Here is a 14,124-nt window from a genome sequence, read left to right on the forward strand (position 1 = left end):
CATGCTTTCGCCCGAGTCGGCCGCTGTCGTCCGCGCCACCCTGCCCGCTGTCGGCGGGGCCCTGGACCAGATCACGGCGCGCTTCTACGGCACCATGTTCGCCGAGCAGCCGGAGCTGCTGGACGGCCTGTTCAACCGCGGCAACCAGGCCAGCGGCGAGCAGCGCCAGGCCCTGGCCGGATCCATCGCGGGCTTCGCCCGGGCCCTGCTGGCCGACCCCGACGCCCGCCCGGACGCGCTGCTGTCCCGGATCGCCCACAAACACGCGGCGCTGGGCATCACCGACGACCAGTACACCATCGTGCACAAGTACCTGTTCCGCGCGATCGGCGAGGTGCTGGGGGAGGCGGTGACCCCGGAGGTGGCCGCCGCCTGGGACGAGGTGTACTGGCTGATGGCCGGCGCGCTCATCGCCCGTGAGGCCCGCCTCTACCAGCAGGCACAGGTGGACCCGCGCAGGCCGTGGCGGGCGTGGACCGTGGTGGAGCGGCGGGAGGAGACACCGGACGTGGTCTCCTTCCTGCTGCGCCCGGCCGACGACGGCCCCCTGCCCCCGGCGCGCGCCGGACAGTACGTCAGCGTCCGGTCGCTCATGCCCGACGGCATCCACCAGACCCGCCAGTACAGCCTGTCCAACGCGCCCGGCGACCGGTTGCGGCGTATCACCGTCAAGCGGGTGGCGAGCGTCGCCGACGCCCCCGAGGGCGAGGTCTCCAACCAGTTGCACCGCACCGTGCGCGTCGGCGACGAACTCGACCTGTCGGCCCCGTTCGGAGACGTGGTCCTGGGCGACGCCGACACCCCGCTGGTGCTGGTCTCCGCCGGCATCGGATGCACCCCGATGGCCGGCATGCTCGAACACCTCACCGCCACCGGTGCGTCCCGGCCGGTGTGGGTCCTGCACGCCGACCGCAGCCCGGCCGACCACGCCCTGCGTGCCGAGACCCGGCGTCTGGTGGAGCAACTGCCGCACGCCCGAGCGGAGTTCTGGTACGAACAGGACGCGGGCGAGGAACCCGGCTCCCGTACGGGGCTGATGGACCTCGACGGCCTGGGCCTGCCCGCCGACGCCGACGTGTACCTGTGCGGCGCGCTCCCCTTCATGCGTGCCGTCCGCGCCCAGCTGCTCCGGTCCGGCATTCCCGCGCGCAGCATCCGCTACGAGGTCTTCGGCCCCGACCTGTGGCTGGCGCACGCCGAGGGCTGAGACCCGCACGGCACCCGGCGGTCAGCTGTCCGCGGCGCCGTCCGGCGCGGCCGGGCTCCCCGCGGGCAGCATGGTCAGCAGCATGATGCTGGGCTCGGTCGCGCGGACGGTGTGCGGCAGCCGGGCGGGCAGATGGATCCAACTGCCCGGTGCCGCCTCCGTTTTCCGCCCGCCCAGCACGAGGTCGAGGCGGCCCTGGACGACCTGGATGACCACGGGCAGCGCCGAGGTGTGTTCGGTCAGTTCCTGGCCGGTGGCGAACGCGAAGCCGACGACGCGCAGCCGGTCGTCCCGGTACAGGACGCGGCTGAGCGTGCCGTCCTCCGGCACGGGCAGCGCGGCTGCCAGGTCCTGGATCACAGTGGCGGTCATACGGGTTTCTCCTTGCTTACTGCTTACTGCTTACTGCTTACTGCTTACTGCTTACTGCTTAGGGCCTGCTTGTTGTGCGCACCGCGGCTGTGTGTCATGCGCCTTCCGAGCCGGGGCCGTGGTCGGTCTCGTCGGACCAGCGGGCGGCGAGTGCCGTGGCGCGCCGGGCCGCCGCGGCCACCGCCTCGGGCCCGCCGCCCGCACGCCCCGCCGCGTAGCCGACCAGGAATGTCGTCAGCGGCGCGGCCGGCCGGGCCACGCCGTGAGCGGCCTTCCCCGCGAGGGCGAGCAGCAGGTCCCGGTCGACTTCGAGGTCGATTCCCAGCTCGGCCCGCACGGCGGCCGTCCATTGCTTCAACACGTCGTCCACGATCATCGTTCCTTCCTTTGCGCGGCCATCGACCGAGGGCCGCGCGCGGTGTGTCTTCGGCGGTTCACGGCCGGTGGCCCGCTACAGCAGGCTGCTCCAGTACGGCCAGAAACGGGTGAGAACCAGCAGTGCGATCACCCCGTACCAGGCGGTGAGCAGCATCCCGTGCGTGTCCCGGAGGAAGTCCGGCACGGCCCGGGGAACGGGGACGACCCCCCGTTCCAGACAGTGCAGGGTCAGATACCAGAACAGCGCGATGGTGCTGACCCACACGACGGCGCAGTAGGGGCAGAGCTTGCCCAGCCCGTAGAGCGACTGCCCCATCAGCCAGTGCACGAACACCACCGCGGCCAGCGCCCCGGCGTCCAGCGCCAGCCACAGCCTGCGGTGCAGGCGCGCCCCGGACAGCACGGCGACGCCCAGGGCGGTCACGGCGGCGAAGCCACCCAGCCCGAGCAGCATGTTGGGGAAGCCGAACAGGCGGCCCTCCGGGCTCGACATGACGCTGCCGCAACTCACGACGGGGCTGATGTTGCACGGCGGCTGATAGGCGGGGTCGCGCAGCAGCCGCCAGTCGTCCACGGTCAGCTCGAAGGAGGCGAGCCAGCCGACGATCCCGGTCACCAGCATGACCAGGCCCGTGCGGCGGCTCGCTCCCACGGCGGGCGCGGCCCGGCCGGACATGGTGTCCGGCGCGAGCGCGGGTCCGTGGCTCATACGGCGCGCCGGGAGGTGGAGGCCGGCCGGGACCGGTGCGCGGGCGTCGAGGCCGGGGCGGCCGGGGTGGCCCGCCGCCGGTAGACCAGATAGGGCCTCGCCAGGTAGCCGATCGGGGCGCTCCACACGTGGACGAGCCGGGTGAAGGGCCAGACGGCGAACAGGAGGAAGGCGGTCAGGGCGTGCAGCTGGAACAGCAGGGGCGCGCCGGCCATCGCCTCGGGCTGCGGCTGGAGGGTGAAGACGCCGCGGAACCAGACGGACACGGACTGCCGGTAGTCGTAGCCGGGGCCGAACACGTTGTGCGCGGCGGTGGCGGAGATGCCCAGCAGGACCGTGGCGGACAGCAGCGGGAAGAGGAGCTTGTCGCTGCGGTCGGTGCCCAGCCGGATCCGGCGGGTCAGCAGCCGGCGGGCGCACAGCATGCCCAGGCCGGTGACCATGGCCACGCCCGCCACGGAGCCCGCCCAGACGGCCGTGGTGTGGTAGGCGTGCTCGCCGATGCCGGCCGCCTCGGTCCAGGACGCGGGCACGACAAGGCCGCCCACATGCCCGGCGATCACCATGAAGGCACCCAGGTGGAACAGCGGGCTGCCCCAGCGCAGCCACCGGTGTTCGAGGAGCTGGCTGGTGCGTGAGGTCCAGCCGAACTGGTCGTGCCGGTAGCGCCAGACGTGTCCGGCCAGGAAGACGGCGAGGCAGATGTAGGGGACGGCGACCCACAGGAGCAGATCGGTGCCGCTCGCCGAGGCGGCGGCCAGGGGGTCGGGTACGGCGTTCATCGGGGGCCTTCCGTACGGCTGGTCGGGGCGGGCGGTACGCGGGTCGGCGGGGCGGGCGTCGGTGGCACGAAGGTGCCCGGCGGGGCGAACTCGCCATCGCCGTAGGGGGTGAGGCCGACCTCTTCGTTCGGCGGGCCCTCGGTGACGAGCCGGTCCACCGCCGCCCGGTCGGCCTCGGTGGGCGGCGGCAGCAGGGCGCACAGCGCGGCCAGGACGTGCCGGTAGGGCGAGTCCGCGTCGGTCAGGGCGCGGTGGATCAACTCCAGCCCTCGGCGGTGCTGGCGCAGCGGTGCCTCGCCGCGCCCCGGACCCGCCAGCGCGGCGAACTCCAGGACGACCGGCAGGTGGTCGGGCAGCTCACTGCCGTCGATGTCCCAGCCCGCGGCGCGGTAGCGCTGGTTCAGGGTGAGCAGGGCCATGCCGCGGCGGCGGGTGTCGCCGTGCAGGTAGTAGGTGAGGTAGAGGCTGCTCCTGCGGCGCAGGTCGAACATCGCGACGTAGTGCCGCTCCAGCGCCTCCTGCTCCTGGCCGGTGAACCAGGCGGTGAAGGCGGCCAGGTGCGTGGCGGCGGGGGAGGCCGGCAGCGCGTCGACCGTCGCGGTGAGCACGGGCCTGGCGGCGGCGAGTTCGGTGTCCGGGTACTGCAGCAGCAGCGAGCACAGCCGCAGCAGCAGGGTGCGTGCCTCGTCCTCCTCGGGTGTGCGGCGGGCCGGGCGGCGGACGGCCGCGCGGACGCGGGTGCGGACGATGGCGGGGATCGTCGCGGGCAGCGGGCTCATGGACGGCCTCCGGTCGTGTCGCGGCGCAGGGTGGGAATGCCGAGCAGCACGCGCCGGCCGCCGGCCGCCGCCGGTTCGCCGGACGTCTCCACCGGGCAGCGGTTCTCCAGCGCGGTCAGGGCGGCCGCGTCCTCCTTGTGAGCGGCGGGAACCACGTACCGGTCGGCGTACTTGGCGACGGCCAGCAGCCGGTGCAGGTCCTCCGCCTCGCCGGCGGTGAGCCCGACCGCTTTCAGGACGGTCTCGTCACCGGCCTCGCCGAGGGTGCGTTCGCGCATGTACGAGCGCAGCGCGGTCAGCTTCATCAGCACGCCGGCGACGACGTCGGTGTCCCCGGCGGTGAACAGCTCCGCCAGGTATTCCAGCGGGATGCGCAGCCGGGTGACGGCCGCGAAGACATGGTCGGGATCGTCCTGGTTGCCGCCCGCCGCGTCGACGGCGTCGAGGACGGGGGAGAGCGGGGGCACGTACCAGACCATGGGCAGGGTGCGGTACTCCGGGTGCAGCGGCAGGGCGACCCGGTACTTGGTGACCAGGGCGTACACCGGGGAGCGGCGGGCCGCGTCCAGCCAGTCCTCCGGGATGCCGGAGGCACGGGCGGCGGCGATCACCCCGGGGTCGTGCGGGTCGAGGAACACATCGCGCTGGGCGTCGAGGAGGTCCTGCTCGTCCGGGGTGGCCGCGGCCTCGCCGACGCGGTCGGCGTCGTACAGCAGCAGTCCCAGGTAGCGCAGCCGGCCGACGCAGGTCTCGGAGCACACGGTGGGCTGTCCGGCCTCGATGCGCGGGAAGCAGAAGGTGCACTTCTCGGCCTTGCCGGTGGCGTGGTTGACGTACACCTTCTTGTACGGGCAGGCGGTCACGCACATCCGCCAGCCCCGGCAGCGGTCCTGGTCGACGAGCACGATGCCGTCCTCGGCCCGCTTGTACATCGCGCCGGACGGACAGGCGGAGACGCAGGCCGGGTTGAGGCAGTGCTCGCACAACCGGGGCAGATGGAAGAGGAAGGTCTGCTCGAACTCGAACTTCACCTTCTCGGCCCATGCGCCGGTCAGATTGGGGTCGCCGCCCGCGTGCTCGGGTGCGCCGCCGAGGCCGTCCTCCCAGTTGGCGCCCCAGGTGATGGCGGTGGGCCGCCCGGTGAGGACCGAGCGGGGGCGGGCGACCGGGACGTCCTGGCCGGCCGGGGCGCTGACCAGGTTGTCGTAGTCGTAGGTGACCGGCTCGTAGTAGTCCTCGATGCCCGGCAGGTCCGGGTTGGAGAAGAGGGACAGCAGGCGCCTGACCCGGCCTCCGGAGCGCAGCACCAGCCGGCCGCGCCTGTCGAGCGTCCAGCCGCCCTTCCAGTGCTCCTGGTCCTCGTAGCGGCGCGGGTAGCCGACGCCGGGCTTCGTCTCGACGTTGTTGAACCAGGCGTACTCGACGCCGGTGCGGTTGGTCCACGTCTGCTTGCAGGTGACCGAACAGGTGTGGCAGCCGATGCACTTGTCGAGGTTCATCACCATCGCCACTTGGGCCATCACACGCATGTCAGTACTCCACTTGCTGATCGCGACGGCGGACGACGGTGACCTCGTCGCGCTGGTTGCCGGTCGGGCCGTAGTAGTTGAAGGCGTAGGTGAACTGCGCGTAGCCGCCCGCGAGATGGGTGGGCTTGAGCAGCAGCCGCGTCAGCGAGTTGTGGATACCGCCGCGCTTCCCGCTGACCTCGGTCTTCGGCACGTTCACCGTGCGGTCCTGGGCGTGGTACATGTACACGGTGCCCTCGGGCATGCGGTGGGTGACCACGGCGCGGGCGGCGACGACGCCGTTGCGGTTGTACGCCTCGATCCACTCGTTGTCCTTGACGCCGATCCGGGCGGCGTCGGCGGTGGACATCCAGATCACCGGGCCGCCGCGGGACAGATCGAGCATGTACTTGTTGTCCTGGTAGTTCGAGTGGATGGACCACTTGGAGTGCGGGGTCAGATAGCGGACCGTGACCTCCGCCCGGCCGTCCTCGTGCAGATGCTCGTCGCCGTAGTGCCGTATCGCGTTGAGCGGCGGCCGGTAGGCGGGCAGTTGTTCGCCGAGTTCGGCCATCCAGTCGTGCTGGACGAAGAAGTGCTGCCGGCCGGTGAGCGTGTGCCAGGGCTTCTTGTGCTCGGTGTTGATGACGAACGGCGAGTAGCGTCGGCCGCCGGTCTCCGATCCCGACCACTCGTAGGAGGTCATCACCGAGCGCGGCTGGGTGCGGGTGTCGGCGAAGGTGATCCGCTCGGCCTCACGTTCAAGGGCCAGCTCCACAAGGCCCTTGCTCCCGGTCTGCCGCTCCATCTCGCGGAACCCCTCGGTGGCCAGCCGCCCGTTGGTGGTGCCGGACAGGGCGAGGATCGCCTCGCACATGTCGGAGGCGGTGGCCAGCGAGGGCCGCCCGGCGGCGATCCCGTCCCGCACGGTCCCGCAGCGGTGCCGCAGCTCCTCGAGTTCCCGGTCCGGGTGGACGGTGATGCCCTTGGTGGTGGTGCCCAGGGTGTCGAACAGGGGGCCCACGGCACGCATCTTCTGCGCGGTCGCCGCGTAGTCCCGTTCGACGACCACGAGTTTCGGCATGGTCCGCCCGGGGACCGGCTCGCACTCCCCGGCCTTCCAGTCCCGTACCACTCCGCCCGGCTGGGCGAGTTCGTCGGGGGTGTCGTGGGTGAGCGGCACGGCGATGACGTCGGTGCGGGTGCCCAGGTGCCCGGCGGCCAGCTCGCTGAACCTGTCGGCGATGCCCAGGAACGTGTCGTAGTCGGTGCGGGCCTGCCAGGGCGGGGCGATGGCCGGGGTGAAGGCGTGCACGAAGGGGTGCATGTCCGTGCTGGACAGGTCGTCCTTCTCGTACCAGGTCGCGGCCGGCAGGACCACGTCGGCCATCAGTCCGGTGGACGTCATCCGGAAGTCCATGCAGACCAGCAGGTCGAGCTTGCCCTCGGGCGCCTCCTCATGCCACACCACGTCCTTCGGACGGTGCTCGGGCGGGGTCGGCGCGGAGCGTACGGCCGCGTCCGTGCCCAGCAGATGCCGCAGGAAGTACTCGTTGCCCTTGCCGGAGGAGCCGAGCAGATTCGCCCGCCACACCGTCAGGACCCGCGGGAAGTTCGCCGGGTCGTCGGGGTCCTCGACGGCGAACTTCAGCCGGTTCGCCTTGAGTTCGTCGACGATGTGCTCGGCGACCTGGCGGCCCCTGGCCGCCGCCTCGTCCGTCAGGTCGAGCGGGTTGCGGTTGAAACCGGGGTGTCCGGGTGTCCAGCCCAGCCGCACCGCCTGCGCCAGGCAGTCGGCGAACCCCTTGCCCGCGAACCGCCCGTCACCGAGCGGTGAGGCCAGCTCCTCGGGCCCGAACGCCTCGTAGCGCCACTGGTCCGAGTTCAGGTACCAGTACGACGTGCCCGCCATGTGCCGGGTGGGCCGCTGCCAGTCGAAGGCGAAGGCGAGATGCTGGAAGCCTGTCAGCGGACGGACCTTCTCCTGGCCGACGTAGTGCGCCCAGCCGCCGCCGTTGACGCCCTGGCAGCCGGTCATGGTGGTCAGCGCCAGAAAGGCGCGGTAGATGGTGTCGGAGTGGAACCAGTGGTTCGTGCCCGCACCCATGGCGATCATGGAGCGGCCCCGGGTGCGCTCGGCGTTGCGGGCGAACTCCCGCGCGATACGGGCGGCCTGCTGGGCCGGCACCGAGGTGATGGTCTCCTGCCACGCCGGTGTGTACGGCTGCGACGCGTCGTCGTACGAGGCCGGCCAGTTGCCCGGCAGACCCGGACGCCGCACCCCGTACTGCGCCAGCATCAGGTCGAACACCGTGGTGACCAGGCGCCCGCCGATCCTGCGCACGGGCACACCGCGCACCATGACCGAACCGCCCTCCGTGCCGCCCTCGTCGAAACGGGGCAGCGCCACGGCGGCCGTGTCCCGCGCACTGTCCAGCAGGCTCAACGCGGGCGTGACGCCGTCCAGTTCGAGGTTCCAGCGGCCCTGCTCGGCCGACCCCCAGCGGAAGCCGAGCGAGCCGTTGGGCACGACCGGTTCACCGGTGGCCGCGTCCAGGAGCACGGTCTTGGACCCGGCGTTCTCCGTGTCGTGCCCGAGGTCGGCGGCGGTCAGGAACCCGTCCGGGACCAGTCCCCGCTCGTGCTCGCGCAGGGCCACCAGGAACGGCGCGTCCGTGAAGGTGCGCAGATAGTCCCGGAAGTACGGCACGTCCCGGTCGACCAGGAACTCGCGCAGGATCACATGCCCCATGGCCATCGCCAGCGCGCCGTCCGTGCCGGGGTGCGGGGCCAGCCACTCGTCGGCGTGCTTGACGTTGTCGGCGTAGTCGGGGCTGACCGCGACCACCTTGGTCCCGTTGTAACGGGTCTCCGTCAGGAAGTGGGCGTCAGGGGTGCGGGTGACCGGGATGTTGGAGCCCCACATCACGAGATACCCCGCGTTCCACCAGTCGGCCGCCTCGGGCACGTCCGTCTGATCGCCGAAGACCTGCGGCGAGGCGACCGGCAGATCGGCGTACCAGTCGTAGAAGGACAGCAGCGTCCCGCCGAAGAGCGACATGAAGCGGGCACCGGCCGCGAAGGACGCCATGGACATCGCCGGGATGGGGGAGAAACCCGCCACCCGGTCGGGGCCGTACTCCTTGATGGTGTGCACATGGGCGGCGGCGATCAGCTCGGTGACCTCGTCCCAGTCGGCGCGCACCAGGCCGCCCTTGCCGCGGTCCCGCTTGTAGGCGCGGGCCTTCGCCGGGTCGCCGGTGATCTCGGCCCAGGCCGCCACCGGGTCGCCGAGCCGGCGCCTGGCCTCGCGCCACAGCTTCAGCAGCGCGCCCCGCACATACGGGTAACGGACCCGGCTGGGGGAGTAGGTGTACCAGGAGAACGACGCCCCGCGCGGGCAGCCGCGAGGCTCGTACTCGGGGCAGTCGGTGCCGATCGACGGGTAGTCGGTGGCCTGGTGCTCCCAGGTGATGATCCCGTCCTTGACGTACACCATCCACGAGCAGGAACCGGTGCAGTTGACGCCGTGCGTGGACCGCACCACCTTGTCGTGCGCCCAGCGGTCCCGGTAGAAGCCCTCCCACTTCGGGTCGCCCTCACCGAAGACGGCGCGTCCGTCGGCCGACACCTCGCGGCGGGTCAGCAGCCTGCGGGCGGCCAGCGGCCACCCCTCGTCCGCGCGCCGCTGCGCCGGCCGCACGATCTTGTCGTTCTCCATGGTCAGGAACGCTAGGCGTTGACCCGGCCCGGGGCTCGGGGCCGAACGGTCCTGACCCGCAGCCCTTCCGGCCCGGACCGCACCGGCCCCACCGGGACCCAGGTCCCCCGCCGCCGGGCCGGCCCGGACCGCGCGGGAGGGGCGGCGCGCTCGGCCGAAGCGGACCATGCTTCGGGTCCGCCCGCCGCGGACGGCCGTTCGGCCCTGTTCCCCAGCGCGATCAGGGGCCGGTAGGCGGTGCGGCGGGACCGGTCGGCCCACGTGCCGACGGCCGCGACACGGCGATGCTGGCCCGTGACCGGCCCGGAGCGTGCACGGACCGTCGGGTCCGGGCCCGTCCGGCCACGTCTTCTCGTGTCCACGGCCGCGGCGGGCGCGGCGCACTCCCGGTCCGGTCACCGTCCGGCCCCGTGCCCGTGCCGTTGCCGCGGCCGGACGGTCGTCCGCCACGTCCCCCGCGTCCGGTGTCCTTCTCTGTGCCCGGCCGCCTGGGACGCCGCTCGCGTCAGGGGCGTGGCGGACGAGCCGCCTCTACCCGTACTGGCCGGCCGGTCCGGCCGTGAACCGCTGGAGAGACCTTCATGAGTGCTCTCACCCTCGCGTCGGCCCCCGAGGACGCCGCGGCTCTCGACGCCGCGACCGGTCGACATGACCGTCTCGCGGGCGAGTTGAGCGGGCATGTGACAGTGCTGCGCACCGCCGTGGAGCGCGATCCGCGGGCCGCGGAGAAGATCCGCGCCGCCCTCGTCGCCTTCTGCGACCGTGAACTGCTGCCGCATGCCGCCGCCGAGGAGTCCGTGCTCTACCCCGTCGCGCGCCGTCTTCCGGACAGCCGTCTGCTCATCGAGAGCCTGATCGCGGAGCACGGCTGCCTCGTCGCGCTGGTCGACGCCGTGCGGACCGCGCCCGGCCCGACCGCGGCCGCCGCCGAAGCCCGGGCCCTGCAGGTGCTCTTCGAAGAACATGTCGCCAAGGAGAACGGCCTGGTGCTGCCGCTGCTCGCCGTGGCACCCGGCGTCCGGCTCGCCGCGCTGCTCGCGGACCTGCACACCCGGCTCGCGCAGGACACGGCCGCCGGCGGCACGTTCGGATCCCGGGACTTGGGGACGGATACGGATATAACCGGCGAAGAGGCCGAGGAGAGCGGCGGCCGCGGCGGAGGCTGTGGATGTGGCGGAGGCTGTGGATGCGGCGGTGCACAGGAAACGACCGTGCCCGAACTGGACCTGCGGTCAGTGCCCCATTCACTGCGCCACGCCGCCGCCTTCGGCGCGCTCGACACCGTCGAGGCCGGACGGGCCATGGTGCTCATCGCGCCGCACGACCCGTTGCCGCTGCTCGCACAGATGGAACAGCGCACACCCGGCCGCTTCGCGGTCGAGTATCTGCAGCGGGGTCCCGAAGCCTGGCGGCTGAGCCTCAGCCGTCGCTGACCCGGCGCCGCGGCGCCCGCCTGCCGGGTCGCCGGACCCGGACGCACCGGCGTGCGCGGACATGGCCGTGGCGCCATCACTTGAGAGGACAGGAAGGCACGTCATGGACAGAGCACACCACCGGACCGGCACGCTGGTCAGGGCGGTCGGCGCGGCCCTGGTCGCCGCCGGACCCGTCATGCTGCTGCGGGGCGGCAAGGGCCGCAAGGAGATCCGCAGCGAACTGGCCGCCCAGAACATCACCTTCCCCCGGCACGGGCTGCCGGCCCATCTCGCCCCCTTCACCGGGCAGCGCGTGGAGACCGGCCCGCAGGCCCACGCATACGCCGAGCTGATCAAGGACCATGTCGTCCAGGCGACCGGCGGCCGCACCTACGCGGAGATCACCGAAGAACTGCACGCCACCGGGAACGACGACGAAAAGCTCGCCGAGCTGCGCCAGACCGCCTTCATGGGCGAAACCCTGCGCGGCTCCCTGCTGTCCGCCTACCAGGCATGGCACCTCACCACGCTGGTCATGGGCCTGGGCGGGGCGCTGACCGGCCTCGGCGCGGCGCTGTTCGCCACGGCCGACGCCCTGGGCGCGGACCGGCACCACCCCTGATCTGCCCGGTCCCGTCCGCGCTCGCCGAGCGGGCCGCCGACCGACAGGCCGGCGGCCCACGCACGTCGACGGGGGCATCGGCTTGCCTGAGCATGTCCCGTTCCGGCGGCGGCAGTTGACGAGGTGGGAAGACTGCGCATCGCGGTCCTGCGACGTGTTTCCCGACGGACCGTCCGGCCCTGCCGCGGCCGCTGGAACGAGGGACCCTCGGCCCATACCGAGGGGCGCATCGGCCGCCGCGCCCCGGGCGTCCGATGCCGAATGCTGGTTCTCGACCGATCCGGAGGAATCCCGTGCACCACTGCAACCGGCATCCATGCGGCCGTCCACCCGGCCGTCCCCCGACACGGGTGCTGCGCACGGGCCGGGCCGGTCACGGTCCGGCCGCCCGCCACGTCTGCCCTGACTCCCGGGCGGCCGGACGTACGATACGCACCCATCGCGCACGGAGGGCCTGGTGAGCGCCGCCCGAGTGATCCGCCGACAGCACCAGAACGTCGCGGACAAGCCGTTCATCGTGATCTGGGAGTCCACCCGGGCCTGCCCCCTGGCCTGCCTGCACTGCCGCGCCGAGGCCGTGCCCGACCGGGTTCGTCGCGCAGGTCCTCATCGGCGCACTGACGTATCTGCTGCCCGTCGTGCTCGCGGCCGGCCCGAAGGAACGCGCCGCGCTGCGCGCGGTGCTGGAGGGGCGCTGGCAGATCCGCTCGGCGGTCCTCAACGCCGGCGTCGTGCTGCTGGCGCTGCCGTTGCCCGCTCCCGCCGGCCCGGCGGGCATGGCCCTGGCCGCGGCGGCGGGCGCGGCCTTCATCGTCCGCACGGTCCGTGTCCTCGCCCGAGGCAGCGGCCGGGTGCGCGAGGGCGGCTCGTCCCGGCGGCCGGTCCTGCTGGGCAGCGCGGGGGGCGTCGTACTGATCGTGCTGGCCGTGCTGGTGGCGGGCAGCGGCGGCTCCACCGAACGGCCGGCCGCCGCCGCGGGGACGGAGCACGGCGGCGCGACCGTCACACGCAGCGTGGACGTCACCCTGGCGGACATGCGCGTCCGTCCCGCCCGGATCGAGGTGAGCGCGGGCACCGGACTGAGGCTGAGGGTCACCAACAAGGACGTGCAGCGCCACGACCTCAAGGTGGACGGCGGCCCGGCGACCCCGCTGCTGTCCCGCGGCGAGAGCCGCACCCTCGATCTCGGGCCGGTCACCGAGAACCGCACCGCCTGGTGCACCCTGCCCGGACACCGGGCCGCCGGATTGACCCTCGACATCGTCGTCGGGCACAGCACCGGCGGCACCATGGCGGGGCACGACATGTCCGGCACGGGCACCGGCACCGGCACCGGCGCGCTGGACCTCTCCGCCGGTTTCTCCCACGGGTGGCGGCCCCGCGACGCGGACCTGGCCCCCGCTCCCGCCGGCACCGTGCACAAGGTGGAACTGCGTGCCGTCCGCCGGACGGTCGAGGTCGCCCCGGGCGTGCGGCAGCAGATGTGGACCTTCGGCGGCACCGCACCCGGCCCCACCCTGCGCGGCAAGGTGGGCGACGTCTTCGAGGTCACTCTCGTCAACGACGACCCCGCCATGGGCCACGGCATCGACTTCCACCCCGGATCCCTGGCCCCCGACCGGGCGATGCGCACCATCCAGCCCGCCGGGCGGCTCGTCTACCGCTTCCGCGCCGACCGGGCCGGTGCATGGCTCTACCACTGCAGCACGGCACCGATGCTCCAGCACATGGGCAACGGCATGCGAATACGTGGGCAGTGGCACCGTGCAGCAGGCAGTGGCGAAGGGCTCGAATCCGTGGGCGCGGGTGTTCGCGCTCGTGTATGACCCGCTCCTGTGGGTGGGCGAGCGGGCCGGCCTGGGCGCCCTCCGGCAGGACGTGCTCGGCCGGGCCGACGGGCGGACCGTGGAGCTGGGCAGCGGCACCGGCCTGAATCTGCGCTACTACCCCGGCGACCTCGACGAGCTGATCCTCACCGAACCCGGTGCCGCGATGCGCGGTCGGCTGGCGCGGCGGCTGCGTCACCATCGACGCCCGGTGCGTGTGCTCGACGCGTCGGCCGAACGGCTGCCGTTCACGAACGAAACGGTGGACACGGTCGTCTCGACGCTCGTGCTGTGCACGGTCGATGCCCCCGATCAGGCGCTGCGGGAAGTCGGGCGGGTGCTGCGCCCCGGTGGCCGGCTGCTGTTCCTTGAGCACGTCCGTTCCCCGTCACCGCGACTCGCCTGTTGGCAGGACCGCCTCGCCGGGCCCTGGCGTCGGTTCGCGGAGGGCTGCCACTGCAACCGAGCCACCGGTGAACTGATCCGGGCGTGCGGGCTGGAGCTCGAATACGCGGTGGAAGCGTCGTGGCGTGGAATGCCCCCGATTGTCAGGCCGCTGATCGCGGGCGTGGCCACGAAGAGGGAGAGCTGAGGCCGACCGCTCCGCACTGCTCATCAACTCACCTGCGGAAGGCGGGTGTTGACATGCCCTCGGGGTCTGGCTGACCATCACAGGTGTGTCACGGAGTCCCCTGAGCAACTCCACATGACCAGTGCATCGCTGTGACCAGCCCCATACATCGCACGCTCCGGCACATCTCGCCCGCCGAACGACACTTCCCCGAGTTCCCCCGGTTTCCCGAGT

At 72.5% G+C, this 14,124-nt stretch carries 11 protein-coding genes and 1 pseudogene; 5 read left to right on the forward strand and 7 right to left on the reverse strand.

The window, feature by feature from the left end; translation table 11 throughout:
- The first annotated feature begins 1 nt into the window (after nucleotide 1).
- A complete protein-coding gene (locus tag ACIRFL_RS01440; RefSeq protein WP_404022963.1) occupies nucleotides 2-1,207 on the forward strand; it encodes a globin domain-containing protein in 1,206 nt (401 codons plus the stop codon).
- Between the two features lie 21 nt (nucleotides 1,208-1,228).
- On the opposite strand, the gene ACIRFL_RS01445 is transcribed toward ACIRFL_RS01440, so the two are convergent.
- The 7 genes and pseudogenes from ACIRFL_RS01445 to ACIRFL_RS01475 all read right to left on the reverse strand — a co-directional run bounded on the left by ACIRFL_RS01445 (nucleotide 1,229) and on the right by ACIRFL_RS01475 (nucleotide 9,456).
- Entirely contained in the window at nucleotides 1,229-1,579 is a 351-nt protein-coding gene (locus tag ACIRFL_RS01445; protein WP_404022964.1) for a cupin domain-containing protein, read from the reverse strand.
- A 94-nt stretch (nucleotides 1,580-1,673) separates the two neighbouring features.
- Nucleotides 1,674-1,940, reverse strand: a pseudogene (locus tag ACIRFL_RS01450) (DUF6457 domain-containing protein); the annotation flags it as partial.
- A 90-nt stretch (nucleotides 1,941-2,030) separates the two neighbouring features.
- The gene (locus tag ACIRFL_RS01455) at nucleotides 2,031-2,666 is read right to left on the reverse strand and encodes a vitamin K epoxide reductase family protein (RefSeq protein ID WP_404022966.1); all 636 of its coding nucleotides are present in this window, start codon (nucleotides 2,664-2,666) and stop codon (nucleotides 2,031-2,033) included.
- Complete coding sequence (gene narI / locus ACIRFL_RS01460) at nucleotides 2,663-3,448, reverse strand: respiratory nitrate reductase subunit gamma (RefSeq protein WP_404022967.1); 786 nt, start codon at nucleotides 3,446-3,448, stop codon at nucleotides 2,663-2,665. The genes ACIRFL_RS01455 and narI overlap by 4 nt, the downstream gene beginning before the upstream one ends.
- Entirely contained in the window at nucleotides 3,445-4,227 is a 783-nt protein-coding gene (gene narJ / locus ACIRFL_RS01465; protein WP_404022968.1) for a nitrate reductase molybdenum cofactor assembly chaperone, read from the reverse strand. The genes narI and narJ overlap by 4 nt, the downstream gene beginning before the upstream one ends.
- Nucleotides 4,224-5,756, reverse strand: a complete 1,533-nt coding sequence (narH, locus tag ACIRFL_RS01470; RefSeq protein WP_404022969.1) for a nitrate reductase subunit beta — start codon at nucleotides 5,754-5,756, stop codon at nucleotides 4,224-4,226. Before narH ends, narJ begins: the two co-directional genes overlap by 4 nt.
- 1 nt (nucleotide 5,757) lies before the next feature.
- On the reverse strand, nucleotides 5,758-9,456 hold the full coding sequence (locus ACIRFL_RS01475; protein WP_404022970.1) for a nitrate reductase subunit alpha: 3,699 nt from the start codon (nucleotides 9,454-9,456) through the stop codon (nucleotides 5,758-5,760).
- Between the two features lie 581 nt (nucleotides 9,457-10,037).
- On the opposite strand from ACIRFL_RS01475, the gene ACIRFL_RS01480 reads away from it, so the two are divergent.
- From ACIRFL_RS01480 to ACIRFL_RS01495, 4 genes are all read left to right on the forward strand, one after another.
- Nucleotides 10,038-10,889 carry a DUF2249 domain-containing protein gene (locus ACIRFL_RS01480; RefSeq protein ID WP_404022972.1) on the forward strand — a complete coding sequence of 284 codons (852 nt, stop codon included), beginning with the start codon at nucleotides 10,038-10,040 and terminating at the stop codon, nucleotides 10,887-10,889.
- 103 nt (nucleotides 10,890-10,992) lie between these two features.
- Nucleotides 10,993-11,493, forward strand: a complete 501-nt coding sequence (locus ACIRFL_RS01485) for a hypothetical protein (RefSeq protein ID WP_404022974.1) — start codon at nucleotides 10,993-10,995, stop codon at nucleotides 11,491-11,493.
- 638 nt (nucleotides 11,494-12,131) lie between these two features.
- On the forward strand, nucleotides 12,132-13,319 hold the full coding sequence (locus ACIRFL_RS01490) for a multicopper oxidase domain-containing protein (protein ID WP_404022976.1): 1,188 nt from the start codon (nucleotides 12,132-12,134) through the stop codon (nucleotides 13,317-13,319).
- Nucleotides 13,312-13,911: a class I SAM-dependent methyltransferase gene (locus ACIRFL_RS01495; protein WP_404022977.1), complete on the forward strand. Its 600-nt coding sequence runs from the start codon at nucleotides 13,312-13,314 to the stop codon at nucleotides 13,909-13,911. Before ACIRFL_RS01490 ends, ACIRFL_RS01495 begins: the two co-directional genes overlap by 8 nt.
- Nucleotides 13,912-14,124: the final 213 nt, after the last annotated feature.

Origin of the sequence: Streptomyces sp. NPDC102462 (genome assembly GCF_044765425.1) — a bacterium.
Taxonomy (GTDB): Bacteria; Actinomycetota; Actinomycetes; order Streptomycetales; family Streptomycetaceae; genus Streptomyces.

Bases quoted from the DNA above. Each gene is read 5' to 3' on its own strand.
- ACIRFL_RS01440 (WP_404022963.1), top strand. From the start codon at position 2: ATGCTTTCGCCCGAGTCGGCCGCTGTCGTCCGCGCCACCCTGCCCGCT.
- ACIRFL_RS01445 (WP_404022964.1), bottom strand. From the start codon at position 1,579: ATGACCGCCACTGTGATCCAGGACCTGGCAGCCGCGCTGCCCGTGCCG.
- ACIRFL_RS01455 (WP_404022966.1), bottom strand. From the start codon at position 2,666: ATGAGCCACGGACCCGCGCTCGCGCCGGACACCATGTCCGGCCGGGCC.
- narI (WP_404022967.1), bottom strand. From the start codon at position 3,448: ATGAACGCCGTACCCGACCCCCTGGCCGCCGCCTCGGCGAGCGGCACC.
- narJ (WP_404022968.1), bottom strand. From the start codon at position 4,227: ATGAGCCCGCTGCCCGCGACGATCCCCGCCATCGTCCGCACCCGCGTC.
- narH (WP_404022969.1), bottom strand. From the start codon at position 5,756: ATGCGTGTGATGGCCCAAGTGGCGATGGTGATGAACCTCGACAAGTGC.
- ACIRFL_RS01475 (WP_404022970.1), bottom strand. From the start codon at position 9,456: ATGGAGAACGACAAGATCGTGCGGCCGGCGCAGCGGCGCGCGGACGAG.
- ACIRFL_RS01480 (WP_404022972.1), top strand. From the start codon at position 10,038: ATGAGTGCTCTCACCCTCGCGTCGGCCCCCGAGGACGCCGCGGCTCTC.
- ACIRFL_RS01485 (WP_404022974.1), top strand. From the start codon at position 10,993: ATGGACAGAGCACACCACCGGACCGGCACGCTGGTCAGGGCGGTCGGC.